The 24,566-nt window shown below is 63.9% G+C and carries 21 protein-coding genes; 14 read left to right on the forward strand and 7 right to left on the reverse strand.

Features of this window, described 5'->3' with window-relative positions; translation table 11 throughout:
• The 3 genes from ARC39_RS13140 (at position 1) to ARC39_RS13150 (ending at position 1,275) form a co-directional block, all read left to right on the forward strand.
• On the forward strand, positions 1-195 hold the full coding sequence (locus tag ARC39_RS13140) for a DUF4169 family protein (RefSeq protein WP_068115115.1): 195 nt from the start codon (positions 1-3) through the stop codon (positions 193-195).
• 154 nt (positions 196-349) lie between these two features.
• Complete coding sequence (locus ARC39_RS13145) at positions 350-1,042, forward strand: Hint domain-containing protein (protein ID WP_068115117.1); 693 nt, start codon at positions 350-352, stop codon at positions 1,040-1,042.
• Complete coding sequence (locus ARC39_RS13150; RefSeq protein ID WP_068115119.1) at positions 1,039-1,275, forward strand: ribbon-helix-helix domain-containing protein; 237 nt, start codon at positions 1,039-1,041, stop codon at positions 1,273-1,275. Before ARC39_RS13145 ends, ARC39_RS13150 begins: the two co-directional genes overlap by 4 nt.
• Positions 1,276-1,386: 111 nt before the next feature.
• On the opposite strand, the gene ARC39_RS13155 is transcribed toward ARC39_RS13150, so the two are convergent.
• Complete coding sequence (locus tag ARC39_RS13155) at positions 1,387-2,769, reverse strand: cytochrome P450 (protein ID WP_068115121.1); 1,383 nt, start codon at positions 2,767-2,769, stop codon at positions 1,387-1,389.
• 1 nt (position 2,770) lies between these two features.
• Positions 2,771-3,943, reverse strand: coding sequence for a hypothetical protein (locus ARC39_RS13160; protein ID WP_068115123.1), 1,173 nt, complete (start codon positions 3,941-3,943; stop codon positions 2,771-2,773).
• A gap of 526 nt (positions 3,944-4,469) precedes the next feature.
• Here ARC39_RS13160 and ARC39_RS13165 point away from each other — a divergent pair.
• The 3 genes from ARC39_RS13165 (at position 4,470) to ARC39_RS13175 (ending at position 8,288) form a co-directional block, all read left to right on the forward strand.
• On the forward strand, positions 4,470-5,984 hold the full coding sequence (locus ARC39_RS13165) for a class I adenylate-forming enzyme family protein (RefSeq protein WP_068115125.1): 1,515 nt from the start codon (positions 4,470-4,472) through the stop codon (positions 5,982-5,984).
• A gap of 336 nt (positions 5,985-6,320) precedes the next feature.
• A complete protein-coding gene (locus ARC39_RS13170) occupies positions 6,321-6,962 on the forward strand; it encodes a DsbA family oxidoreductase (RefSeq protein WP_068115210.1) in 642 nt (213 codons plus the stop codon).
• Between the two features lie 114 nt (positions 6,963-7,076).
• Complete coding sequence (locus ARC39_RS13175) at positions 7,077-8,288, forward strand: multidrug effflux MFS transporter (protein ID WP_068115127.1); 1,212 nt, start codon at positions 7,077-7,079, stop codon at positions 8,286-8,288.
• A gap of 271 nt (positions 8,289-8,559) precedes the next feature.
• Here the strand turns inward: ARC39_RS13175 and mfd are convergent, their stop codons facing one another.
• Positions 8,560-12,030, reverse strand: coding sequence for a transcription-repair coupling factor (mfd, locus tag ARC39_RS13180; protein WP_068115212.1), 3,471 nt, complete (start codon positions 12,028-12,030; stop codon positions 8,560-8,562).
• 349 nt (positions 12,031-12,379) lie between these two features.
• Between mfd and ARC39_RS13185 the strand changes: the two genes are divergently transcribed.
• The gene (locus tag ARC39_RS13185) at positions 12,380-13,015 is read left to right on the forward strand and encodes a calcium-binding protein (protein ID WP_068115129.1); all 636 of its coding nucleotides are present in this window, start codon (positions 12,380-12,382) and stop codon (positions 13,013-13,015) included.
• Positions 13,016-13,121: 106 nt separating this feature from the next.
• On the opposite strand, the gene ARC39_RS13190 is transcribed toward ARC39_RS13185, so the two are convergent.
• Complete coding sequence (locus tag ARC39_RS13190; RefSeq protein ID WP_068115130.1) at positions 13,122-13,370, reverse strand: hypothetical protein; 249 nt, start codon at positions 13,368-13,370, stop codon at positions 13,122-13,124.
• A gap of 206 nt (positions 13,371-13,576) precedes the next feature.
• Positions 13,577-14,131, reverse strand: coding sequence for a component of SufBCD complex (locus ARC39_RS13195; protein WP_068115132.1), 555 nt, complete (start codon positions 14,129-14,131; stop codon positions 13,577-13,579).
• A gap of 154 nt (positions 14,132-14,285) precedes the next feature.
• Here ARC39_RS13195 and hemB point away from each other — a divergent pair, with 154 nt between their 5' ends.
• From hemB to ARC39_RS13220, 5 genes are all read left to right on the forward strand, one after another.
• Complete coding sequence (hemB, locus tag ARC39_RS13200) at positions 14,286-15,287, forward strand: porphobilinogen synthase (RefSeq protein ID WP_068115135.1); 1,002 nt, start codon at positions 14,286-14,288, stop codon at positions 15,285-15,287.
• A 261-nt stretch (positions 15,288-15,548) separates the two neighbouring features.
• Positions 15,549-16,118 (forward strand): lipid-binding SYLF domain-containing protein, encoded by a 570-nt coding sequence (locus tag ARC39_RS13205; protein WP_068115136.1) that lies wholly within the window; start codon positions 15,549-15,551, stop codon positions 16,116-16,118.
• Positions 16,119-16,387: 269 nt separating this feature from the next.
• Positions 16,388-16,918: a calcium-binding protein gene (locus ARC39_RS13210; RefSeq protein WP_068115138.1), complete on the forward strand. Its 531-nt coding sequence runs from the start codon at positions 16,388-16,390 to the stop codon at positions 16,916-16,918.
• A gap of 96 nt (positions 16,919-17,014) precedes the next feature.
• On the forward strand, positions 17,015-17,224 hold the full coding sequence (locus ARC39_RS13215) for a hypothetical protein (RefSeq protein ID WP_068115140.1): 210 nt from the start codon (positions 17,015-17,017) through the stop codon (positions 17,222-17,224).
• Positions 17,225-17,383: 159 nt separating this feature from the next.
• Positions 17,384-17,872, forward strand: coding sequence for a hypothetical protein (locus ARC39_RS13220; protein ID WP_068115142.1), 489 nt, complete (start codon positions 17,384-17,386; stop codon positions 17,870-17,872).
• Between the two features lie 61 nt (positions 17,873-17,933).
• Here the strand turns inward: ARC39_RS13220 and ARC39_RS13225 are convergent, their stop codons facing one another.
• Positions 17,934-19,616 (reverse strand): PD40 domain-containing protein, encoded by a 1,683-nt coding sequence (locus tag ARC39_RS13225; protein ID WP_068115144.1) that lies wholly within the window; start codon positions 19,614-19,616, stop codon positions 17,934-17,936.
• A gap of 159 nt (positions 19,617-19,775) precedes the next feature.
• Entirely contained in the window at positions 19,776-21,404 is a 1,629-nt protein-coding gene (locus ARC39_RS13230) for a Na/Pi cotransporter family protein (RefSeq protein ID WP_068115145.1), read from the reverse strand.
• A 668-nt stretch (positions 21,405-22,072) separates the two neighbouring features.
• Between ARC39_RS13230 and ARC39_RS13235 the strand changes: the two genes are divergently transcribed.
• Positions 22,073-22,831 carry a hypothetical protein gene (locus ARC39_RS13235; RefSeq protein WP_068115147.1) on the forward strand — a complete coding sequence of 253 codons (759 nt, stop codon included), beginning with the start codon at positions 22,073-22,075 and terminating at the stop codon, positions 22,829-22,831.
• Between the two features lie 474 nt (positions 22,832-23,305).
• Positions 23,306-23,956, forward strand: coding sequence for a hypothetical protein (locus ARC39_RS13240; protein ID WP_149866416.1), 651 nt, complete (start codon positions 23,306-23,308; stop codon positions 23,954-23,956).
• Positions 23,957-24,566: the final 610 nt, after the last annotated feature.

Here is a 24,566-nt window from a genome sequence, read left to right on the forward strand (position 1 = left end):
TTGGCAAAGCCGATAAATCTCAACCGTGCCCGCAAGGAGCGGGCGCGGAAAACGGCCCGAGAACAGGCGGACCGCAACGCCATCCTGCACGGCCTGCCGAAAGCGGAGAAACAACGGGCGAAAGCAGAAGCCGAACGTCTCGCCCGTCTCCATGAATCCGGCCGCCGCGACACCCCTGACGCGGACCCGGACTAGGACTTTTCGGCAACAACACCTCGATCTCTCTCCACGTGGCAACAACGGTCGCTTGCGTCTGCGATTCCGTGGCGTGACTCTTCCAGTAAGAAAGTCCGGGGCAAAGCCCCTACGCCGCAACGACGGCCAAGAGCAGGATAGAGAGAAACCGGGCATGGAAAACGCCCCGCGCGAAGCCTTTGTCGAGGCCCATCCGGTGGAGTCCGCCTCCGCCATGGCCGGACCGCTCTTGTTGCGCACGGATGACCTCTGCGACGGACCAGACCCCATTCCAAATCCGGGCCCATGGCTGATCTCTGCTATAGCTGCGGAAGCCCGTATCATGACGCCCGCCGGCCCCTGCCCCGCAGGACGGCTCGTGCCGGGCGACAGCGTGCAGACCCTCGATCACGGCCCCTGCCGCTTGCTGTGGTGCGGACGGCGGACCATCACGGCTGCGCAGGTTGCCGCGCGCCGGGAGGTTGGCGCTATTTCCGTGCCCGCGCATGCGTTTTCCGGTGGCAGCCCTCGCCGTGCGCTCCGGCTGTCGCCCCGTGCCGGCGTATTGATGCTGCCCGACGGCGCCCCCAGGAACGGTGTGCTGGTACCGGCCCGAGACCTCCTCGGCCACGCCGGGATTGCCCCGGCGCAGGCCGCGACCGTGACTTATGTCCAGCTCCTGCTGGAACGACACGCGATTTTCGCGGCGGACGGGTTGTTGGTGGAGAGTTTCCATCCAGGCTGGCTCGGTGAGGGGCCTACAGACAGCCGGCTTCGCGCGGAGGTACTGGAGGTGCTACCGGAGCTGGAACACGGTCTCGACCTCTACGGCCGCGAGGTCCGCCTGCGGGCGGAACGGGCCCGGTGAAACGCCCCGAGAAGCATTCGCTAACTCTGTCCGGGCATCGCACAAGCGTGTCACTCGAAGAACCTTTCTGGCGCGCATTCCGCGAGATCGCGGCTGAACGCAGCCAGCCAATCAACGCACTTGCCGCCGAGATCGACCGTGACCGCGGCTTGGACATGGGGCTCGCCTCCGCCATTCGGCTGTTCGTGTTGCAGGAATACCGCCAACGATTGGGGCTCGAAAAACCCGGGTGACGCCCATCGCCGGTTCACGCGATTATCCGAATACCGCTGCCAGCGATGTGCGCAGGGCTTGCAGCATCCAGGCAATGCAATCCGATCCCGCGGACGCAGCCAACGCTTTTCTCAGAGCATCTTGCGTTTCCGAACCGCGAGCCAAATCCCGTCACGCGCGCGCACGGTCAGATGTGCAACGGGAACCGGACGACGGTCCGCAAGCGTCTCCAGCCGGTAGGCCCGCACAATCATCGCTAATAGCAGCACCCCCTCGATCATCGCAAACCCCGCCCCGGTGCAGACACGCGTTCCGGCAGAGAACGGGATAAAGGCCTCTCGCTGGCAGGTCTTGCCGTTCGTGGAGTGCCAGCGCGACGGGTCGAAGGCGTCCGGGCATTCCCAAAGCCGGCTATGCCGGTGCAGGTGCCACGGGGACAGCACGATCTGGCTCCCACGCGGCACGTCCCTGTCGCGAAACCGCTCCGATCGTCTGCTCTCGCGGACCATCATTGGCACGGGTGGGTACAGCCGGAGGGCCTCCCGGAAAACATCCCGGGTGAAGGCGAGCCTCGAAATGTCGCCAAAAACCGGCTGCCGCCCGCCGAATACGCCGTCGGCCTCGGCTGCAACGCGGGCCTGCGCCTCGGGATTGTCGGCGAGCAGCCAAAGCGCCCAGGCAAGTGCCGAGGCGGATGTTTCGTGACCCGCCAGAAAGAAGATCGCCACCTGATCCACCATCTCGGCGGGATCAAAGGACTTGCCTGTCAGCGGATCGGCGGTTGTCATGATCTTCGTGGCCAGATCGTCGGGAGCGCGACCGGCCTGAATGTCCGCCGCGCGGGCGTCCGCCATAGCGCCAATCAACCCGCGGATCTTCGCTGCACTTTCGCGGGTACGGCGGCGGTATGGACGCGGGATCCAGGATGGCAACGGCAAGAAGGCGGCGAGGTTCAGAAGCGGCTGGCTGCGCTGATAGTCCCGAAAGGCGTCGAACACCTGCGACGCAGTCTCGTGCTCGATCGGCAGCGAGAACAGCGCACGAAAGATCACGTCGGCCGCCGCGTGGCTCATCTCGGCCTCGATTTCAACTGGCCCGCCATCGACCTTGTCGCCAATCCGACCCACCGCCGATTCCGCCGCCGCGAGCATCGCCGGAAATACCTCGCGCAGCCGACCTCCCTCGAAGGCCGGGTCGATAATGCGCCGTTGACGCTCCCACTCCGCACCATTGGTCACGAAAACGCTGTTCCCCAGCAGCGGTCGCAACCCCTCGCTCACGCGATCCGACTTCGGAAAGTCACCGGGACGGGCGCAGAGGACCTCGCGCACGAGATCCGGCTGGTTCACCAGATAACTGCGGAAGAACGGGGTACGGAACTCCGCCATCCAGGCGCCATAGAGCTTTTCAGGCTGCGCCGACAATATGTCCCGACGAAACATTCGGAGGTACCGCCGGAACGACACCTTTTCCGGCCGGGGATCTGGCTTCGGTGGCAGGCGACGGTTTTCCATGTCAGGTCGCCATGCTTCGATGGCGCGATACCGGACGTCGTATCGCACTTGGCGTCGACCGGCGGTGCGCGAAACGCTGCGCGAGGGTCTGCGGGCCGGCGGTTATCCGGAAGTAGTCGTAGTCGCCGGGCCGGTCAAAGGCGCAGAGGTACTGGAAGTGCAATCGGAAGAAGCGCCAGCGCAGCGCCTTCCAACGCGCCGCGCTGAGCGTCCGGGAAAAAGCCGCCGACAGGATCAGCGGGCCGCGTTGGCCGGGGGGCGCAACACCGCTCACCGATGCCGGGTCGCAGAGCGCAAAGGCACAGCCATCGCCCGGGGCTGTGACATCGACCCAGGTCAGAGCATCGCTTGCCGAAAGGAAGTGCAGGTCTGCCCGAAGTCGCGTGGCGGTGGGCAGGAAGGAGACCATCGGGATCACTTCTCCGAGCGTCAGCAGCGACAGCGGCGGGCATCCCGCGTGCACGCGCCCGCTCCGGATCAGATCCGCAAGAATCGACACGGCAAGATGCGCCCCGGACGAATGACCCACCACGAGGACCTCGTCCGCATCGGAGGCCAGCGCGTCGGCCACGACCTCCGCGAACGCCGCGATCCGCGCCTCAAGCTCCGGCGGGTTCGCGCCGCCGAGGCTGGCGGAGAACGCGTAGTTGTGCATCAGGTAGCGCGCGAGAATGGCCCTGTCGTGCCTCTTGAACCATTGCAGCACCGGCGGCACGGCCAGCAAACCGGCAAGGCTCAGCCAGCCGGGCGCAATACGGCTGATCGCCCAGCCGATAAACGCGGCAATCGCAAGTGCAAGCGCGAGCTGGAGGAGCAGCGCCACCAGCGGGTAGATGGCCGCAATTGCCGGCCCCTTGCGCAACCTCAGAACCGCCCCGAGCGCGCCCGACCTTGCGTAGATCCAGAAGGTCCGCGCGGCCTGCGTATACGTTTGCAGCGGCCCCCGCTCCATCGAGGCCTTCACAATGTCCGACCACCCCAGCACCGCGATTTCCGCCGTCACAGGCGCGCCCTCGATCGTGGCACGGACCTGCCAGCGATACGGATCGAACTGGCCTTGAGATGCAATATCGATCTCGTAGCCGGAGACCTCTGCCTGCGCGCGGCTTTCCTTGCGATAGAGTTCCCGATATCGGCGCGCATGAAACGGGTCGTAGCCGGGAACATAGATCACCCGACGGTGGCGGACTGGCCCTGACTCGCGATCGGCGCCGCTCGCACAGGTGCCTTCAGCGAGATGTGATCCAGTGTTCCGGGTTCTCACGACCGTGTCTCGCTCGCAATCGTTCCTGCACGGCTCCTTTGATGAGCGGACCGGGGCGGCAATGGCAAGTCGAAAGTGCGTATCAGCCGAGACGCGTCCGAAGGAGCCCGAACGACCCGACGGCGACCGAAACAAGACGCAATACATCATTCTGCCTGTCGGACACGTCAGCACGTCTCAGTGGTGTCCGACCGCTCTCCGCACCGGTCGGTCTGCGAACAGGCAGGCGGAGGCTCCCGCCCGTCGTCGGCGCATTTCGAATGCGCCTCCTCCCGTTGGGCCGGGCGCGCCTCCGGCGCGGCAGGTGCGCTTCACCCGCCCGCCCCTTCCACGGCCCCATCCTTCGTGCTTACGTCCGTACCGTCGCGGCGGCCTGACCGGGCGATGGCCAGAGCCGGTACTTGCCCGGTCGCCGCGCCTCGGCTACGCGAAGAGCATGATATCCTCTGTCCATTACGATACGGCGCCAGTCCCGCCGCCCTTGTCGTTCAACATGGCGGCACATGTTCTTGCGCGTGCTGACGCGCAGCCCGACAAGACGGCGCTCGCAATCGTGTCGCCGGCGCGTGCGTCGCGATGGCGCTACGGTGCGCTCGCACAAGCGGTGGAGGGGATCGCCGCCGGACTGCTGGCCACGGGGCTCTCGCCGGGCGACCGCCTGCTGATGCGGCTTGGCAACGAGGTGGAGTTTCCGCTCACGTTTCTCGGCGCGATCTGGGCCGGAATAGTCCCGATCCCCGCCGCCGCCGCGCTCACCGAGACGGAGATCAGCCGTATCGCCGCCGAGACGCAGCCCGCAGCCATTGTGGCGGCGCCGGACATCTCCCTGCCATCGGGCTGTGAAGCACGTATTCTTCCGGCCCTCGCCCTGCGGGAGATGGAGGCGACACCGCCAGTGCCACCGACAATGGGCGACCCGAACCGCCCAGCCTATATCGTTTATACATCCGGCAGTTCCGGGCGCCCGCGTGGCGTGGTCCATGCCCATCGTGCCATCTGGGCGCGGCAGATGATGTGGACCGATTGGTACGGGCTGCAGGAAACCGACCGCCTGTTGCACGCAGGCGCTTTCAACTGGACCTATACGCTTGGAACCGGTCTGCTCGACCCGTGGGCTGTCGGCGCGACGGCGCTGATCCCGTCCGCCGGGGTCGCATCCGACCAGGTACCGCTTCTTCTCCGGCGACACGACGCCACGATTTTCGCCGCCGCTCCCGGCGTGTATCGCCAGATGCTGCGCGCCGCACCGCGCATGGACGTACCGAAGCTGCGGCACGGGCTGTCGGCGGGTGAAAAACTGCCCGAACGAACGCGGGCGGCCTGGGAAGCCGCCACCGGCACCCTCGTTCACGAAGCGCTCGGAATGTCCGAATGCTCAACCTATCTTTCCGGCAGCCCGGCCCGCCCTGCCCCTCCTGGAAGCTCGGGCTATCCGCAGCGTGGTCGGCATCTGGCGGTCCTCGACGCAGGCGGCCGGGCCGTTCCGCGCGGAGAAGCTGGCACAATGGCGATCCATCGTGGCGACCCGGGCCTGATGTTGGGATACCTCGACGCACCCAAGGAAACGGCGGACCGATACGCCGGCGACTGGTTCCTGACCGGAGATACGGTCTCCATGGCCGACGACGGAGCGGTCACGTATCTCGGACGGTCAGACGACATGATGAACGCGGGCGGCTACCGGGTGTCGCCACTGGAGGTCGAGTCCGTGCTCGCCGCGCACCCGGGCATCGTGGAGGTGGCCTGTGCAGAGGTTGCCGTCAAAGCGGACACGACCGTGATCGGCGCTTTCTACACCGGCCCGGAACTGCTCGCCCCGGAGGCGCTCCTGGCCTTCGTTTCCGACAGGCTCGCGCGGTACAAGTGCCCCCGGGTATTTACCCACGTGGAACGACTGCCGCGCTCCGGTAACGGCAAGATCGACCGCAAGCGCCTGCGCCAGCCGATCTGACCCGGGCGATCTGACCCGGCCGATCTGATCAGGCGCGGATCCACCCCGCGCCGCACGTGGACGGTTGGGAGCTCCCGTCCGTCGTCGACGCATCGCAGATGCGCCTCCTCCCGTTGGGCCGGGCGCGCCTGCGGCGCGTGGCACAGGGTCTGCCCGCGCGCATCCCCCTTGGACCCGCCGCAGGCGGGCTCCGCCCAACCGCCACCGAAACGCGCCCAAAAAGGCGCGAGAGCGTGGCGGGCGGGAGCACCCGGCAGCGGGCAAATGAAGCGATGGGGAATGATCGGCTGGCAGATTCCGCTTGGCACGGGTCGCGGGGCTGGTACACGGGGCGCCATGATCAAGCTCGACATCCTCTCCGACCCGATCTGCCCGTGGTGTTTCATCGGAAAGACGCTGCTGTTCAACGCGCTTGACGCCAGGCCCGACCACCCGTTCGTCATCGAATGGCACCCGTTCCAGCTCAACCCGGATATGCCGCCCGAGGGAATGGACCGCCGCCGCTATCTGGAAGCGAAATTCGGCGGCAAACAGGAAGCCGTGGCGGCCTATGCCCGGGTTGCCGAGGCCGCGGAAGCGGCAGGGCTCGACATCGATTTTGGCAGCATTCCCCGCACGCCGAACACGTTGGACGCACACAGGCTGATCCATTGGGCCGGGATTGAAGAGCGCCAGACCCCGGTCGCAAGCGCCCTCTTCGCCGCCTTTTTCCTCGAAGGCCGAGACATCGGCGACCACGACGTGCTGGCAGATATCGCCGACAGCGCGGGGATGGACGCCGCGACGATCCACCGTCTGCTCGGAAGCACGGCGGATGCCGCCGACATCCGAGAACGCGACAGGCATGCCCGTGACCGTGGTGTGACCGGCGTGCCGACCTTCATCATTGCGAACACCCATGTTGTTCCCGGTGCGCAGCAACCCGACCTCTGGATCAAGCTCATCGACGAGATCAACGGGCAGCTCATGACAGGCTGACCCAACGCGTAATCGGCACACAGGGACGCAAACGCACAGAGAATTGTGCATTTTCACACAATTGGCATCGACCGGACATCCGTGATAGCGGGTCAGGCTACAAGGATTCCTGACATGCCCAAACGCCTGCCGAAGGTGGAATTCGTCGCCCTCATCGCGATGCTTTTTGCCACCATTGCCTTTTCGATCGATTCCATGCTGCCCGCGTTACCGGAGATTGCGGCCGAGTTGACGCCGGCGCATCCCAACCACGCGCAACTCATTCTGACGAGCTTCGTACTCGGCATGGGGCTTGCCACCATCCTGACCGGTCCGCTGTCCGACGCCATCGGCCGCCGGCGCGTCATTCTCGGCGGCGCTGCGGTCTATATGGTCGGTGCGGCAATCGCCTGGGCTTCAGGATCGCTGGAGATGATGCTGATCGGCCGGCTGATACAGGGGTTCGGCGCGGCCGGCCCTCGGATTGCAGCCATCGCCATCGTCCGGGACCTCTACAAGGGCCGCGACATGGCACGACTGATGTCCTTCGTGATGATGGTCTTCACGCTCGTGCCGGCTGTCGCCCCGACGATAGGCGCGGGGATCATCGCCGTGACCGGGTGGCGCGGGATTTTCGGCGCGTTCCTGGTGTTCGCCCTTTTCAGCTCGGGCTGGATGCTGCTGCGCCAGGAAGAAACGCTCGATCCGTCAAACCGTCGTTCGTTGCGGGCGCGCGTTCTGTACCAGGGTGTGGTTGAAGTGCTCTCCAACCGTGTTGTCGCTATCTCCGTGGCCGCGCAGGGCTTCTGTTTCTCCATACTCTTTGCCAACATCAGCTCGATCCAGCAGATATTCGACATCACCTTCGACCAGGGGGCTCATTTCCCCCTCTGGTTCGGCCTGATCGGACTTGTCGCCGCCGCATCGAGCCTGTTGAACGCCTGGTTGGTCGGGCGTTTCGGCATGCGCCGGCTGGCCACTGCCGCCCTCTTGCTGCAGCTCATCTTCTCCAGTGCCATCGCGATGCTCTTCGCGGGACCGTGGCTGCCGCCTCACGCGGGGTTCGGTGTATACCTCGTCTGGACCTGCTCCGTGTTCTTCCTCAATGGCTTGACTCTGGGCAACCTGAACTCGATTGCCATGGAGCCGATGGGCCACCTCGCCGGAATGGCCGCTTCGGTGCTCGGTTCGGTTGGTACGGTGATCGCCGTTATTCTCGCGGTGCCGATCGGCCTGGCCTTCGATGGAACGCCTCTGCCACTCATGGCCTCGACCGCCCTACTGGCAGCCGTTGCGCTCTTCCTGACGATACGGATCGGGAGACAGGAGGAGGCCGTCACGGCGTAAACCGCCGCCCGTTCTGACAGAACCCGACCAGACGTGCATTGCTCGCATAGCGGGGCCAATGCAACCGTTCCTCGTGATCGGTCATTCTGTGCCACGTCACGGATATCCATTTGCCGAACGGTCAAGCGTCACCGGATGTCACGTCGGGGGGCGCGCAATCTGCGCCTGCGGTGCCGGGAAAGGGGCCGAGAACCACGATCTTGTCCCGCCGGTGGCCGGGCACCATGCGCGCGCGGAGGGTCACGGTCGGGTCCCCGGTATCGACGTGCTGTCACCGCACCGTTTGCGTAGGCTTTTGCTTCGCCTGTTCCGCCAGATCCCGGGCGATGGCGAAGGCCCCCTTGATCTTGTCGGCATTGTTCTTCCAGTCGCGCCGCACGACGATCTTGTTGTCCCTGATCTTCGCCAGCCCGTTCTGCGCCTGCACGAAGGTGACGAGCCCCGCCGGATTTGCGAATTTGTCATTGTGGAATTGGATGGTCGCGCCTTTGGGCCCGCCGTCCAGCTTGGAAATGCCGGCGCGTTTGCACATGGCCTTGATCCGCACGATCAGGAGCAGCGTGTTGACCTCCTTCGGCAGCTTGCCGAAGCGGTCGATCAATTCGGCGGCGAAACCCTCCAGTTCCACCTTGGTCGATAGCCCCGAAAGCCGGCGGTAAAGCCCGAGCCGCACGTCGAGGTCCGGCACGTAGGCTTCCGGGATCAGCACCGGCACGCCGAGATTGATCTGTGGCGCCCACTGCCCATCGTCGTCGGTCAGCCCCTCGAAGGCGCCCGACTTAATCTTGGAAATCGCCTCCTCGAGCATCGTCTGGTACAATTCGTAGCCCACCTCGCGCATCTGGCCGGATTGCTCCTCGCCCACAAGGTTGCCCGCGCCGCGAATGTCCAGGTCCTGGCTCGCCAGCGTGAAGCCGGCCCCGAGGCTGTCGAGGGAGCCAAGCACGCGCAGCCGTTTCTCCGCCGCATCGGTCAGTTTCTTGCGCGGTTTGGTGGTCAGATAGGCGTAGGCGCGGGTCTTGGCGCGACCCACGCGGCCGCGGATCTGGTAGAGCTGCGCCAGCCCGAACATGTCGGCGCGATGCACGACCATCGTGTTGGCGGTGGGAATATCCAGACCGCTCTCGACGATGGTGGTTGCCAGCAGCACGTCGAACTTGCCGTCGTAGAAGGCATTCATCCGGTCGTCCAACTCGCCCGCAGCCATCTGCCCGTGTGCGATAACATAGGTCACTTCTGGCACATGATCCTTGAGGAACTCCTCGATCTCCGGCAGGTCCGATATCCTCGGCACAACGAAGAAGGACTGCCCGCCCCTGTAGTGTTCGCGCAGCAGCGCCTCCCGGATCGTCACGCTGTCAAACTCCGACACGTAGGTCCGGATCGCCAAACGGTCCACCGGGGGTGTGCCGATGATGGAGAGATCGCGGACGCCAGACAGCGACATTTGCAACGTCCGCGGAATCGGCGTGGCGGTGAGCGTCAACACATGGATGTCGGAGCGCATCTCCTTCAGCCGCTCCTTGTGCTGCACACCGAAATGCTGCTCCTCGTCGATCACCAGCAGGCCCAGGTTGTGGAACTTGACCTGTTTGGCGAGCAGAGCGTGCGTTCCGATGGCGATGTCCACCGACCCATCAGAGATCCCTTTTCGGGTGTCGGCCGCCTGTTTGGCGGAAACGAAGCGCGAGAGTTGCCGCACCTTCACCGGAAAGCCGCGGAACCGGTCGGCAAAGCTCTTGGCGTGCTGGCGGGCGAGCAGCGTCGTCGGCGCAATGACAGCGACCTGCAACCCCGACATCGCCGCCACGAACGCCGCGCGCATGGCGACTTCCGTCTTGCCGAAGCCCACATCGCCGCAGATCAGCCGGTCCATGGGCATGCCACGGGTCATGTCGTCCAACACATCCTCGATGGCGCGTAACTGGTCCTCCGTTTCCTGGTAGGGAAAACGGGCGGCGAATTCCTCCCAGATATGGTGCTCCGGCTGCATCACAGGCGCCTTGCGCAGCGCGCGCTCGGCAGCGATCCGCATGAGCTTGTCGGCGATCTGCCGGATGCGCTCCTTGAGCTTGGCCTTCTTGGCCTGCCAGGCGCCCCCGCCCAGCCTGTCGAGCAATCCTTCATCGTGTCCGAAGCGCGAGAGAAGCTCGATGTTCTCCACCGGCAGGTAGAGCCGCGCCGCCTCCGCATATTCCAGGTGGATCATCTCGTGATCGGCTCCGAGCGCGCTCACGATCTCCAGCCCCTTGTAGCGGCCGACCCCGTGATCCACATGGACAACCAGATCGCCGGGCGAGAGTGATTGCGCCTCGGTCAGGAAGTTCTCCGCCCGCCGCTTGCGCCGCGGTTTGCGGATCAGCCGGTCGCCGAGCACGTCCTGCTCCGAAATGACGGTCAGCGCGCCATCGTTTGCCGGTCCCTCGAACCCGTGTTCGAGCGCCCAGACGACGAGGTAGAGCCCGCCTTTTCCCTCCGGTACATCGCGAAAATCGGCAATCTCGGTGGCGCCGACCACGCCCTCGTCATCCATCAGGCCCGCCAGACGTTCCCGCGCGCCTTCTGAATAGCTCGCGACGATCACCTGCCCGTCCTGTCGCTTTGCCTTCAGATGATCCGCCAATGCCCCAAAAAGGCTCACGCTTTCCTGCTGGCGCTCTGGTGAGAAATTGCGGCCGATCCGGCCGCCGGTATCGATCACCCCAGGGCCGCTGCCCTGCGGCAACGGGCTGAGCTTCATCACCCTATGGCCGCCGACGGCTGCCTCCCAGCCGGCCTCGTCGAGATAGAGTGTATCCGGCGCCGCGGGCTTGTAGACCGTGTCGAGCCGCGCCTTGGATTTCATCGCCTCGACGCGGTTCTCGTAGCTGTCGACGATACCGTCCCAGCGGGCAATTCGCGCCGCGTCGCTCTGGTCGTCCAGCATCACGGACGCATCCGGTAGGTAATCGAACAGGGTCTCCAGGCGCTCATGGAAGAACGGCAGCCAATGCTCCATTCCCGCGTGCTTGCGCCCCGCGCTCACCGCTTCATAGAGCGGGTCATCGGTGCCGGCGGCACCGAACTCAATCCGGTAGTTCTGCCGGAACCGCCGGATCGCCGCCTCGTCCATGACGATCTCGGAGACCGGCGCCAGCTCCACCGCCTGCAACTTCTCGGTCGTCCGCTGGTTCGCGGGGTCGAAACGGCGCGCCCCGTCAAGCACGTCGCCGAAAAGGTCCAGCCGGATCGGTCCGGAATGCCCCGGTGGGAATATGTCGATGATCCCCCCCCGCACGGCGTAGTCGCCGGGCTCCAGCACCGTTGGCGCCTGGCTGAAGCCCATGCGGACGAGAAATGCCTTCAGCCCCGCCTCGTCGATGCGGTCACCCACGCGGGCGGCGAAGGCTGCCTCGCGCAACACGTCTCGTGCCGGCACCCTCTGCGTGACGGCGTTCAGGGTGGTCAGAAGAACAAACGGACCGGACAGACCCGCCGCAAGCGCGGCAAGTGTCGCCATCCGGCGCGCGGAAACGTCCGCATTGGGCGACACACGATCATACGGAAGACAGTCCCAGCCCGGAAAATCCAGCACGACCGCATTCGGCGCGAAGAAGGCAAGCGCCGCCCGCATCGCCGCCAGCCGTTTGTCGTCCCGGGCCACATGCACGACGGGCGCGCCCTTCTCCAACTCGCGCACGAGCAGGAGCGCGTCAAACCCTTCGGGCGCGCCGCCAACGGTAATGTGGGAGGCTGGTTTCATGGATCGATTACCTTCGGATACCCGTTCCGGCGTCAACGCGACGAGCGGGCCCTGTTGATCGCGGAAATGCGCGACGGAGGCAACCCCCACGGCACCTTCGAAATGCCGGGATGAGTGCGACGCCGCCCGGCGTAGCCTATTCCATCGACCTGCCAATGCAACCTGGACGCCGGTCGACGGTACCTTCGCACGCGTCGGGGCGATGCATTCATCCGACTGGGCCGATGATCCCGCAACGCGGCGGATGGCCTTGGGGTGACCCAAATCATCGCCCGAAGGCCGGCAACTTGTTACACTATACCGTACATCGGAACGCGCGTTGAACGGCACTGAAATCGGGAGGAGAGTTATGGGACTTCTCAAGATCAGAGGCACATCAAGCGACGACACCATCCGTGGTATCGGACGCGCGGAAAAGATCATTGCCAGCCTCGGCGATGACTTCGTGGATGCGCGCGGCGGCAACGACCATGTGCGCGGCGGCGAAGGCCGTGACGGGCTTCTTGGCGGCGACGGGTATGACCGCCTGTTCGGCGGACACGGCGACGACCTGCTTGCCGGCCAGCGCCACAACGACGTTCTCGATGGCGGCGACGGCAACGACATTCTCATCGGCGGCACCGGCAGCGACAGGTTGATCGGCGACGGCGGCGACGACACGATGATTGGCGGCACGGCGGAGTTCGAATTGTACGAGGGTGTCTGGTACGCCCACAGCGCGGAAGGTGACGGCGCAAAGGACACGTTCGTCATCAACGAATACGCAGGGGATGGGAACGACGAAATCTATGGCTTTGAGCCTGGAACGGACGTGCTTCTGTTCAAGCAGAATGACATCGTGTCTCACCGGGAAAACCTGTACGGGGTCACGCTCACCACGGCGACTGGCGGGACAGTGTACCTCGAACATGTGTGGACCGAAGACATCATCGGAAGCGTGCAGGGAACGGATTACTTCGACGACGTTCTTTTTGACTTGGGCTAATCCCTGCGGCGCGGCGGGTGCTCCCGCAGGCCGCCCCAGCCGTTCTCATTGTCCGCGCGTCATCGCTGGTAGCCCCCCCGATCGCGCAGGTTGGGAAATTCGTTGATCAGCTACAGTGCCTTGCCAGCCAGGCCAGCCACTTCGCAGTCGACATGCCCGGCGGCTTGGAGCGGGAACAATTCGATGACGCGGCAACGGCTTCATCGGCCGTAAGGACGACGGTCGACGTTCCGGCGACAAAGGCAGCGTATTTTTGTACCGCCTTCAGAACCTCGCGCCGTTCCTTGTCTTCCAGGCTATCGGGCGGCAACTCACCTGAGAAGGTAGGTTTGTTGCCCGGTTGCTCAGTGCCCATTTTCCGCACCTCTTTTTTGCTCTCCGACGTGATATCGCACGGAATCCTGTCTTAATTGGGACGATCGCCCAACGGGGCTGATATGTGGTCAAGCGCCGCCAATCCAGAACACATGACAACTTTGAGAACAGCTCGAGCGCGGACGCCAACCGAACCAAGTCATATGTCTGACACGAGGGCACGAAAGTGTGTCATTCGGGCATTGCCTACAAGACTCCCAGGTTCATGTTCTGCCACATGCCCCAGAACGCGGTGACAAAGATCGCGATCATCCCTGTCAATTGCACGTAAAAGCGATGAGATTGCAGCATCTTATGCAGCCCCTCACCGTCGGCGTCGCGGATACGGCGTGCGGTGCGAACGGAAAGCAGGAAAACGATGCTCATGGGCAGGGCGATCAGCAGGACCGCCTGCGCGAATTCCACCCAGTAGACGAACCCAAGGATCGCCAGCGAGGTCAGCATGAACGTCCCGATGCCCAGCATCCACATGGCGGACGTCTCGGTAATGTACAGCAACCGGTTCACATTCACCCGCACGATGTCACGCAGGTCTTCTTCCGCCTGCCCGCCCGATCGCTGGGCCCGCGTGACCATGTCGTAGGGCACGCCCAGCACCCAATGGCTCGCGGTGGACCACACCACGGCGAGCGCAATCCAGTACCACAGGTTCGAGAATGACCGCATGTCGATCAGTTCGAACACCGTGAGATACCAGTCCTGCACCCTACCAGCTCCTATAATTGCCTCCAGCCGCGCCATCTCGACCCGCCCGGTTCGATTGGGACGTACCCGCCACGGCAAGGCGGTGCAAGCCGCGGCGCGCCTGCGCGCTATGTCACGGTTGAGGCGGTGGCAAAACCGTCGCACTCTGCACGTCACCGCACGGCGATGAGCGACAGAAGGAGGCAGCCCGATGCGACCAACACAAGCCCCCTACCCTGCCGGACGGCTGCGCCGGTTGCGCAGCAGTGCACCGCTTCGGGCGATGGTGCGCGAGACACGGCTCTCGGTGGAGGATCTGATCTGGCCGGTCTTTCTTTGCGCCGGCGAGGGGCAGCAACAGGAGATCGCTTCCATGCCCGGGGTCGTGCGCCGTTCGGTCGACCTGACGGTGGAAGCGGCAGCGGAGGCGGCAGACCTTGGAATTCCCGCGATCTGCCTGTTTCCCTACACCGATCCGGACCTGAAGACTGAAGGCTGCGAAGAGGCGTGGAACCCCGGCAACCTGACGAACCGCGCCATTCGTGCGATCAAGGCGCAGGTGCCGGAGATTGCGGTGATGACCGACATCGCGCTCGACCCGTACAACAGCAACGGGCATGACGGGATCGTCGTGGACGGACAGATCGTGAACGATGAAACTGTCGAGGCGTTGGTGAAGATGGCGCTGGCCCAGGCGGCCGCCGGCGCGGACATTCTCGGCCCCTCCGACATGATGGACGGCCGCATCGGCGCGATCCGCAAGGCGCTGGAAGCCGCCGGGCACCGCAACGTCACGATCATGTCCTACGCGGCGAAATACGCCTCCGCCTTCTACGGTCCATTCCGCGATGCGGTGGGCGCAACCGGCGCGCTCAAGGGCGACAAGAAGACCTACCAGATGGACCCCGCCAATTCGGACGAAGCCATGCGTCTGATCGAACGCGACCTCTCGGAAGGCGCCGACATGGTGATGGTCAAGCCCGGAATGGCGTATCTCGACATCTGTCGACGGGTGAAAGAGACCTTCGGAGCGCCCACATTCGCCTATCAGGTTTCAGGGGAATACGCGATGCTGGAGGCCGCTGCGCGCAACGGCTGGCTCGATGGCGACGCGGTGATGCAAGAAAGCCTTCTGGCCTTCAAGCGTGCGGGCTGCGACGGCATTCTGACCTACTACGCGCCCCGGGTGGCGCGATTGATGAAAGCAGGCTGACCATACGGGCGGCCGGGGCCTTCGCCCGTGGCCTTTATGGACAGTCTATCCGGCGGCGAGGGTACGGCTTCTGAGCACCTGATCCACCAACCACCCTTGCGGTTTTGCGGGGTGTAGCTGGCTGGCTGGACGTGGCGGTCTGTGGTGAAACACAATCCGGATTGGATTCGTGACACCGGCGTCCGAACGGCGTATAACGTCGGCAACCAGTGGTACACGCTGGGCAAAGAGGCACATCAGGCGAACTCCAGGGGCAGAACCATGGACTCCACGTACAACTATTCCCGCCGCGGATTCCTCGCGGTGGCGGCCGCGGGAACGGCAATCCTGTCTGGCTGCGCAAACGGCGTCGGCTCCGACGGCGCCGTCCGCATCGACCAACGTGTTGATGCTACACGAAATTTCCTGTTTTCAACCTATCCCGGAACGGCCGATCTGGAACAGAAGGCATCCGGCGTGCTCTTCATGCCGCTGATCACCAAGGCCGGGTTCGTGGTGGGCGGCAGCTACGGCACGGGCGCGCTCAGGATCAACAACACCACGGTGGACTACTACGAGGCCACGCAGGCCAACGTGGGCTTCCAGGCCGGCGCGCAGCAATATGCGCATGCACTGTTTTTTATGACGCCAGAAGCACTTACGGCCTTCCGGACATCGCACGGATGGTCCGCCGGGGCGGATGCGGAATACGCCTGGATCGACCAGGGCGGCAACCTCTCGGCGGAGACGCTGACCACCTCCGACCCGGTGATCGCCATGGTCTTCGCCCAGGCCGGCCTCATCGCCGGGGCCACGCTGGAAGGCACGAAATACCGCCGGATCATCCCCTGAAACCGGTCAAAACGACCGGAACGCGGGACGAAAACGCCCGAAACCACGACCGAAACGCCCGCCGTTTCGGTCGTTCTCGTTCCTGAGGCGGGCAAATGATCCCCGGCGTATGAAACCGACCGGAATTCTCCCGCGCCGGTCCGGTCGCGGTGCCGCCTCGCCGACAGGCGGCGCCGAGCGATCACGGCCGCGATGCAAGTCGTGATAGGATGTGCATTGTCGCGAGTCCGCGAACGGGGTTCGCTCGCGCAGCGCACACGGAGGACACCATGGAAATTCGAGGCACGAACGGCCGGGACACGTTGATCGGAACAGCGCGGTGGTACGACATCTATGGGTTCGGCGGGAACGACACCATCCGCGGAAAAGGCGCGCGGGACGACATCGAGGGTGGCAACGGCAGCGACCACATCAAGGGCGGTGGCGGCAATGACGACATCAAGGGACAGGCAGGACGCGACCGCCTGTTCGGGGGAAGCGGACGCGACGATATCGAGGGCGGGCGCGGCAACGACTTCCTGAACGGCGGGGCGGGCAACGACGAGCTCACCGGCGGCGCCGGACGCGATACCTTCGTCTTCGGCAAGGGGGACGACGAGATCGAGGACTTCAGCACCACCGACGACCTGATCCTCCTGAAGGGCGATCTCGGCGTCCGGAACTTCCGCGATGTCATGGACAGGGCCCGGTCCGTCGATGGCGGGGATGACACGCTGATCGAATTCAAGAACGGTCACAGCCTCCTGCTGGAAGATGTGCGGATGTCCGAATTGCGCGCAAACGACTTCGACTTCGGCTGAGACCGAACCGACGGCCCGCGCCGGGCGGCGAGACGCCGAAGGCCACGGTCGGAGAGACCCGGCGGGCAATCCTGACGGCGAACCTTGCAATGGGCCATGAGCCAGGAAAACCTCGCGATTGCGGAACTGGCGTTGGCCGATCACGAGAGCATCGCCGATCCGCGCCCACATCTGGCGGCGGCATTGGAGTATGTGGAGGCGGCCTTGGGGGTCTTCGACCCGGAGCACATGGCCTATAACCACGAGAAGGCGACCGCGTTGCGCGACGACATCGTGGCGCGGATGGCGGGGTTGGAGGGCGGCTGAGCGCGCTGCGCTTGTGCGTGTCGATCCGGGGCCCGGGCGGGGAACGGGTGGCGGTGATTGGCACGCTCGGTTCCCCGCACAATCGAATCCTTCACAGGCGACGCGATCCGGACCAGTATCGGGCGTGCTGGATATTGCTCAGCATCAGGGAGGACTGGAATGTTGAACCATACCAATATCGCGACGGCATGCGTCGCGTTTGTTATCGCGTCGTCCGCCGCTTTCGCGCAGGACATCTATGCCGAGGTCGAAGGGTGGAACGTGCGGGTGGCCGAGGGGCTCAAGGGCTGCGCCATCGAGCGGACCGATGCCGACGGGTTCCAGACGCAGATCGGAATCGATGGCAACCAGGAGATGGGCTATGTCGCGCTGTTTACGCTGGCCGATGCGGGCATCGACAGCCGCGACACGATCATCACCCATTTTGACCTCGACGGAGAGCGGTTCGTCGGGGATTCCGTCAGGAAGGTCGATGGCGCCTACCAGGGCGGCTACGTCTATTTCAACAACCCGAACTTCGCCTACGACCTGGCGAAGAAGCAGACGCTGACGATCACGGCGGAGAGCGGCCGCGAGATCGCCGTCGACCTGACCGGCACGAATGCCGCGATGGAGGTGATGCGGGAATGCCAGATGGCCCAGCAATAGGCTGACGGCAGCGCGGCCGGTCGGAACCGGCCGCGCGAAATGACGAAACTGTGCGTCGGTGTCACCCGAGATCGTAGAGGAAGACGTCGACGGTTGCCCCGTTCACGTCTATCGGCCCCTCTTCGAGGTTCACGACGGTGCTTTCGAAGGCCAGCCGCGAGCCATCGGCCGAGATGGACGGGTCGGCATACACCTCGCCGACGCAAAAATCATAGTCGTCGGGCGTCACGCCGCCGCCGAAATCCAACTCCTCGGTTTCGCCGCTTTCCACGTCGTAGACGAAGAGGTGGGCAAACTGGCACCTGCCGCCATGGTCGTTGTAGACGACCGTGGCCCCATCGTCCGAGATGTCGGGATTTTCGTACCCGCGTTCGCGGTGAGCCTCGCCGGAGATTCTCTCATTTGTTCCTGTTGTTGCGTCGTAGAGGTATACCTCCCCCCCGCCATGAACGACCAAGGATCCGTCGCCGGAAATCGCGAAATCGTAGCGTACCGGAGTGTAAGTGAATTCTTCCGACGCAATATCGTACAAGAAGCAACCGCCGTACTCATAGGTTTCCCCGGCGACAAGATTCGTTGCCTCCGTTCTGAAGATGATCGTCGATCCGTCCGCCGAGATCTTTGGCCCGTAGCTATCCCCGTCCGCTCCGTGGGTCACGTTGAGGATGTCTCCGGTGACCATATCGCGCAGGAAGATATCTCCGTAGCCGTTTGCGTCGGTCTGGCCTGTGACGAGATCGGTCGCATCACTGGCGAAGGCCACGAGGCCGCCGTTACCTGAGATCGACGGTCCTTCGGAAGCGCCATTGGCCCCGAGCGTCAGGTTGACGGTGTCTCCGGTCGTCGCATCGTAGAGGAACACGTCCCGCGCTCCGTTGAGGTCGGAATCTCCCGGAACGAGGTTGGTGGCGTCGCTGTGGAACACCACTTTCGTGCCGTCGTGGGAGAGCGAGAAGGAGCCGCTGTCGCCGTTTGCACCGCTCGTGAAGTGGGTCGTTGTCTCCGTGGTATCGTCGTAGAGCACGCCGTCGTCGTAGACGACTGTGTTCCCGTCGCCGGAGATATCGGGCGTGCGCCCGCCACCCGGATCCGACAGGTTCTTGATCTGCGCCGCTTCTGCAACCGGATCGAAGAAGTCGCTGCCGACCACGCTCTCGGCCAGTTCATGGAGCGAGACGTCATACCCCACCGAGACCATGCCACCGGAGGCGGTCTCCAGTGCCAGGCCAAACGGGTACTGAACGACACCGACGATATCGTTCTGCTTGAAGCGCAGGACGTCGATGAACGGTTCGAAGTCGAGGATGTGGTCATGCCCGTCCGCGGCATATGCGTTGACGACGAAGACATCCCGCTCGCCGTCGCCCTCACCCGGTTCGAGGTTCCAGTAGTCTGCCCGCCATTCGTCGAGGTCGTAGTCACCGCCGGCCAGTATGTCGTTTCCCTCGTCGCCGATCAGCGTGTCACGACCGGCACCGCCGATCAGGACATCCGGATCGGCACCGCCATCCAGGACGTCATGGCCGCGCTGGCCCTTGAGAACGTCGCGACCGAGGCCGCCGAACAGCCGGTCGTCGCCATCGCCTCCGAGCAGAATATCGTCGCCCTCGCCGCCGCGGACATAGTCATCGCCGCCGCCGGCATCTACGAAGTCATTGCCAAGACTTGCAATTATTTCCTCTGCGCGGCCGCCACCGATGATGGTGTCTTCGCCGCCAGTGCCTCTGATTTTGATCCGTGCCATGACGCCCTCCTCCCCCTGTGAGGTGTCGTGTGAGGCGCGTTTCCAATCGCGCCCCATTATACGGGAAATGCGCAGCGCGGTCGCTGATTCAGGTCATCACGGCGACGGCCAGACGCGCGGAAATCCCGGGTGTCGGAATGCGATGAACGGCCTGGCACGCTAGTCCTGCGCGACCTCGATCCGGGCTTCCTCCGGCGGCGACACGGGGGCCGTGGCCGCGCCGATGGCGTTGAGATGCACACGGATGCGCCAGAGGTGGTAGGCGGCGCGGTGGAGCCAGCGCAGCGCGTCCATGCGGGCCAGCGCCTCGCCATCGGCAATGCGACCCTCCACTGCCTGTTGCACGATGCGGTCGCGGGGGCGTTTGCGTTGTTCGCGCAGCAGGGCGCGGAGACGGTCGAGGATGGCCTCGGCCGCCGCCGGGCCGCCGGGCGGCGCGCCCGGCCGTGCACTGCGCGCGGCGGCACCGGCCAGCAGGCGCGAGAGGCGGCGCAGGCGGTGGTCGCGGCGGAGGGTGGCGATCCGATCGGCCTGCTCGCAGCGGTAGAGCAACCGTAGCAGGTGGTCGAGCGCGTGGAAGCACCCGGCGACCTGGGCCGCGAGCTCCGGCTGGCCAGCGGGGAGCGCGATGCGGTCGAGGTAGGCGCGGGTCCGGTCCAGCGCGGTCTCGATCTCCTCGCGGCTGTGAAGCGGTGCTTCGGCCGGCGGTGGGGCACCGAGGCAGCGGCACAGGTGATAGGCCAGCGCGGTGTTGAGCCCCGCCACCGTTGCGGCGGTGACATCGGCGGCAATGCGGGGGGTGGCCAGCAGGGCCGGATCGAGGCGGCGGGTGAGCGGCGCTTCGCGTTCGGGCACGAGCCGGACAATCAGCCGGGCGAAGGGGCCGGCCACCGGCAGCACCAGCAGAACGCCGAACGCGTTGAAGACGGTGTGGAAGGCCACCAGCGCGATCTGGCCGTTCCCCTCGGCGATCCGGGGCGCCACGAGCGCGGCAAAGGGGCCCAGCAGGAGGAAGGCCAAGGCGCCGGTCATCAGGTTGTAGATGACGTGGGACAGCCCCGTGCGCCGCGCCATGGTGCCACCACCGAGCGTGGCAAGCAGCGCGGTGAAGGTGGTGCCCACATCCATGCCGATCACCAGCGCGGCGGCCTGCGGGAAGTTGATGGCCCCTGCCCCGAGCGCCGCAAGCGCCGTGGCCACGCCCGCCGAGGAGCTTTGCGTGACAATCGTGATCAGCAGGCCGGTCCCGACGAGCTGAAGCCGGCCGAGAAGCGTGTCGGGCGGGAAATCGGTTGGGGTGACGACACCTTCGAAGGCATCGAGCCCGTTCTTCATGTGGTCGATGCCGATGAAGATGAGGCTGAAACCGGCGAGCGCGTGCCCCAGCAGGGCCAGCCGCCGCCGCCCGGAAAGATGCAGGAGCGCCCCCACGAAGACCAGCGGCAGCACCGCCTCGCCGAGATCGAGCTTGAAGCCGAGGATGGCGACGATCCAGCCGGTCATCGTGGTGCCGATGTTGGCGCCGAACACGATGCCGAGCGCCTGCGGGAAGGTGAGCAGACCGGAGGCAACGAAGCCCACGGCAGCGACGGTGGTTGCGGAGGAGGATTGCACCGCAGCGGTGGTGAGCGCGCCGGTGAGCGCGCCGCTGGCCGGGGTCCGGGTGAAGCGCTCCAGCAGGGACCGCATCCGGGCACCGGCAAGCCCCTTCAGACCGTCGGTCAACAACACCATTCCGACCAGGAACAGGCCGACGCCGCCGAGGGCGGAGAGGACAGACCAGATCATACGTGACGTATACCAACCCATTCCCACCGATTTAAGCGGGCACGCCTGAGACGGATCGTAGCGTCATGGATCCCCCACCAGACGCGCGGGGCTGTGCGCGGCCGAACGGGCGCCTGCGGGGCGGCCACCGGCGGGGAATTGCGCTCTTGCGTCATGCGCGGATGCCTAACACCAATGCACCCGCGTTCGCCGTCGCGCCCCGCTCCGTTCGTGGCCGCGCGGAGCAGATCGGGGTTTCAACGGGTTGCGTCGCGAAGCTCGCATGGCTGCGGAAGGAAGCCGGTGATTTCCTGGCTCGCCCCAGTACAAATTCGATGTCGCCACATCCTTTTGGCGTGCCTCTCGGGCCACCCAGCTTCCCTGACGGGAAGTGCCGAAATAAATCACGCCTTTTCAGTTTGTTATCCAGAAACCGGGATCACCGTGCGCATTGGTATATACCCCCAAAAGGCGTAGAAATTGCGCATTTGCGCTGCGTGAACTCATCCTTTCGAGGTATGCGCAAAAGATATATGTATCTTTCGATACCATACGCAGCCGGTATTACGCCCATGTGCGAAAATTCATCCCGAAGCGTTAGAAAATCCTGCTCAACTAGTTAATTTACCGATGTATTTCAGAGCATTATGGTTTGAACCACTGCCAACATTTCTTAGGGATAAAGAGTCATGGGATATAGACGCGGTAAGAAAAAGTACAAAAAGCACTATAGTAAGGACAAATACGACAAGGGTGGATCCCATCACGACGACGGGGACCGCGGTGATTATCACGATGGTGGCTACGCCCTGACCAAACTAATGGTGTGGTGTCAGAAGGTCGTCACCGCAAAGTTGAAGTGGGGCAAATTCTCCGAAAAGTCGATCAGCGATTCGATGAAGATCATCGACAAGTTCAAGGCCAAGATCGACGCGAAGATGTCCAAATGGGTTAAGGCGGACGAAGAAGCAATTGCCGTGACCGTGCAAGCCAAGGCAGCGGCGACGGGAGAGCATGCCAGGACCGATGCGAATGTGAAACTCGCGATCCTGGATGGCGATGGCTACAAACTCGCGATTGGCACCGCGCAATCCTATGCCGGTTCCGACAGCGGCGAGTCTTTTGCCTCGACATTTTCCGGCGTCAAGGGCGTGGATACCGCCTCCATCCATTCCTACAGCCGGAAAGGCTCGAATTACGAAAAGGCCGTCGAATGCCTTGTCGCAATCGACTGGGAGGACATCTACGACAAGAACATCATTTTCACGCGGCATCACTCCTCCCATAGCCGTATCAAGAAGGAGGTCGGCGAGGGAAAGCTGGCGACGGCGAGCGCCTTTGCGGTTGCGGATGGCGACAGCTCCACGGCGGTCGAGAGCATCGCCAGCACGTTGGCGGTGGACGATTTTCTCGCCTCCGGCGCGCATGCGTACGGCGAGGCGCTCTAGGCCGCGACAGGCCGCCCTGCGCGCCGCGACCTGGCCGTTTTGGCCCGCGCGAACGGGCAAGACCAACCGATATCCGCGACGATCCATGCGTGGGGCCGCACCGGCCCCACGTTTTTGTTTGGCCGGGCACCGCAGATGCGGATTCTGACGACGTCGCGGCGTCCATGCGGACGGCCCGAATTCAGCCCTTTCCGGCGATGTGCCGACAATCCGGACAGGGCCCAAACCCATGGCGGCAATCGCGCCTTCCTTGCCCAGCGACGGGAAGATGGCCGGTGCGAATTGCCGCGAAACGCCGGTGCGGGAAAGGCGGTCATCATCCGGTCCCCGGTTGCCTAATAGTGTTATCTACCGATGCGTGCTTTGAGATTCTGCGACTTGTGGGAAAATCTTATTAGAAGATGGATTAGCCCGGAACGAGGGCGGCCACTCGAAACAAGTGATCTAAGTATGCAGTAGAATTGGAGATTTTAGATGCCAAGCCTAGTCACCCTTATGCGGAAATGCCAAATAAAAGTCGCCGATAAGTTGAAGTCGGGCAAATTTTCGGAGAAGTCGATCGCTGACGCACTCAAGATCATCGATAGTTACAAGGATAAGATCGACGCCAAGATCTCCAAATGGTCGAAGCCCGATTATGAGAATATCAAGGTCACCGTTAAGGCAAAGGCGGCGACAACCGGCGAGCATGCCAAAACGGATGCGAATGTGAACCTCGCGATCCTCGACGGCGACGGGTACAAACTCGCCATCGGGGCGGCGCAATCCTGCGTCGTGTCCAACGACAAGGCAAAATCCTTCGCAACGACTTTCGCCGGCGTGAAGGGGGCGGATACGGTGAGCAACTTCTCGTTTTCCTCCAAGGGAAAGAACTACGAGAAGGCTGTGGAGTGCCTGGTTGCAATCGACTGGGAGGACGTGTTCGACCGGAACTTTACCGTCCAGAAGCACCACAGCGTGCACCGCAGCATGAGCAAGAAGGTCGGCGAGGGCAAGGTTGCCACGGCGTCGGCCGATGCCTACGCCGAGGGGGACCACTATTCCTCCGTGAAGACACTCGCCAAAACGTTGGCCGTGGACGATTTTCTCAAGTCCGACGCCTATGCGCACGGGGAAGCGGCCTGATCGCCTAGCAACGGATCGTCGGACCTCTTCGCACGGGGGGAGAGGCCCGACAGGCCGGGCCCTCGCCCAGGATGAGGACCCGGCCAGAACCCCCGGCCAGAAAAAAGGACGAGTCCATGGCGGGTCTCGTCCTTTTTCTTTTCTTGTTGGCTCGATCCCCCCCTGGCGGCACGACGCGTGATGCTGGTGCTCTCGGGCCGAGGGAATCTCCAAGACACCGCCAACCGACAGCGCGCCCAGCTGTTGCCGGGGATCCCGCCGAACCGATCTGGAGACCGCCTCGAACAACCCCACAATGGGGACGGCTTGCGGGATTGGTGGCGATGTCTCGCGTGACGTGCGAAATGCGGTACTTTGAATCAGGACGCCGCAATTTGGCCCAAACCGCGTTTCACCTCACGGGAATATCTTACGATGCAGTATTGCCAGAAAGTCTTATCTACCTATGCGTGCTTTGAAATACAGCAATTTGTGGGAAGATTGTTGTGCCCCCCGTGCTGGGATGGGTGAACAAGTACCAACTTTTTTTGGAGATTGAAGACATGGGACGTAGAAAGCACAAGCCTAAGCACAAGCCCGAAATCCACATCGCAGACGCCTATGCAAGCGC

The organism is Tropicimonas marinistellae, assembly GCF_001509585.1.
In the GTDB taxonomy this organism is placed as follows: Bacteria; Pseudomonadota; Alphaproteobacteria; order Rhodobacterales; family Rhodobacteraceae; genus Tropicimonas; species Tropicimonas marinistellae.

Coding starts and splice junctions, on each gene's coding strand:
- ARC39_RS13145 (WP_068115117.1), top strand. CDS start 350: ATGGAAAACGCCCCGCGCGAAGCCTTTGTCGAGGCCCATCCGGTGGAG.
- ARC39_RS13210 (WP_068115138.1), top strand. CDS start 16,388: ATGGAAATTCGAGGCACGAACGGCCGGGACACGTTGATCGGAACAGCG.
- ARC39_RS13225 (WP_068115144.1), bottom strand. CDS start 19,616: ATGGCACGGATCAAAATCAGAGGCACTGGCGGCGAAGACACCATCATC.
- ARC39_RS13230 (WP_068115145.1), bottom strand. CDS start 21,404: ATGATCTGGTCTGTCCTCTCCGCCCTCGGCGGCGTCGGCCTGTTCCTG.
- ARC39_RS13215 (WP_068115140.1), top strand. CDS start 17,015: ATGAGCCAGGAAAACCTCGCGATTGCGGAACTGGCGTTGGCCGATCAC.
- ARC39_RS13195 (WP_068115132.1), bottom strand. CDS start 14,131: ATGGCGCGGCTGGAGGCAATTATAGGAGCTGGTAGGGTGCAGGACTGG.
- ARC39_RS13185 (WP_068115129.1), top strand. CDS start 12,380: ATGGGACTTCTCAAGATCAGAGGCACATCAAGCGACGACACCATCCGT.
- mfd (WP_068115212.1), bottom strand. CDS start 12,030: ATGAAACCAGCCTCCCACATTACCGTTGGCGGCGCGCCCGAAGGGTTT.
- ARC39_RS13235 (WP_068115147.1), top strand. CDS start 22,073: ATGGGATATAGACGCGGTAAGAAAAAGTACAAAAAGCACTATAGTAAG.
- ARC39_RS13205 (WP_068115136.1), top strand. CDS start 15,549: ATGGACTCCACGTACAACTATTCCCGCCGCGGATTCCTCGCGGTGGCG.
- ARC39_RS13220 (WP_068115142.1), top strand. CDS start 17,384: ATGTTGAACCATACCAATATCGCGACGGCATGCGTCGCGTTTGTTATC.
- ARC39_RS13190 (WP_068115130.1), bottom strand. CDS start 13,370: ATGGGCACTGAGCAACCGGGCAACAAACCTACCTTCTCAGGTGAGTTG.
- ARC39_RS13240 (WP_149866416.1), top strand. CDS start 23,306: ATGCCAAGCCTAGTCACCCTTATGCGGAAATGCCAAATAAAAGTCGCC.
- ARC39_RS13165 (WP_068115125.1), top strand. CDS start 4,470: ATGATATCCTCTGTCCATTACGATACGGCGCCAGTCCCGCCGCCCTTG.
- ARC39_RS13175 (WP_068115127.1), top strand. CDS start 7,077: ATGCCCAAACGCCTGCCGAAGGTGGAATTCGTCGCCCTCATCGCGATG.
- hemB (WP_068115135.1), top strand. CDS start 14,286: ATGCGACCAACACAAGCCCCCTACCCTGCCGGACGGCTGCGCCGGTTG.
- ARC39_RS13155 (WP_068115121.1), bottom strand. CDS start 2,769: ATGGAAAACCGTCGCCTGCCACCGAAGCCAGATCCCCGGCCGGAAAAG.
- ARC39_RS13170 (WP_068115210.1), top strand. CDS start 6,321: ATGATCAAGCTCGACATCCTCTCCGACCCGATCTGCCCGTGGTGTTTC.